The sequence below is a fragment of the Methylobacterium frigidaeris genome (genome assembly GCF_022179185.1).
In the GTDB taxonomy this organism is placed as follows: Bacteria; Pseudomonadota; Alphaproteobacteria; order Rhizobiales; family Beijerinckiaceae; genus Methylobacterium; species Methylobacterium frigidaeris.
This window is the reverse complement of the sequence record NZ_BPQJ01000451.1, coordinates 1-217: the sequence shown is the minus strand read 5'-3', so window position 1 is coordinate 217 and position 217 is coordinate 1. Positions and strand designations below refer to the sequence as shown.

Sequence of the window (217 nt, the reverse complement as noted above, 5' to 3'; positions counted from 1 at the left end):
TTTCCGGAGTCCCACGCCGCCGTGTTCGCGGGGAGGTCCTTGGTGCGCTCGTACCAGTCGGCCTGGCCCTCCGTGTCCGTGAGGTACTCGATGAACGCGGTCGCCGCCGCCTTGTGCTCGCTGTCCTTGGAGACGACCAGTCAGGAACCGCCCGCCATCGACACCGAGGACGTGCCGGCCGGGACGGGGGCCACGGCCCACTTGCCCTTGATCTGCG

1 protein-coding gene is annotated in these 217 nt (G+C 69.6%); it reads right to left on the bottom strand.

Translation table 11 applies throughout. From position 1 onward, the window contains the following. Nucleotides 1–140 (bottom strand): extracellular solute-binding protein (locus MFF64_RS38540; protein WP_369010738.1); only part of this gene is annotated, 140 nt, incomplete at its 3' end. Nucleotides 141–217 lie beyond the last annotated feature (77 nt).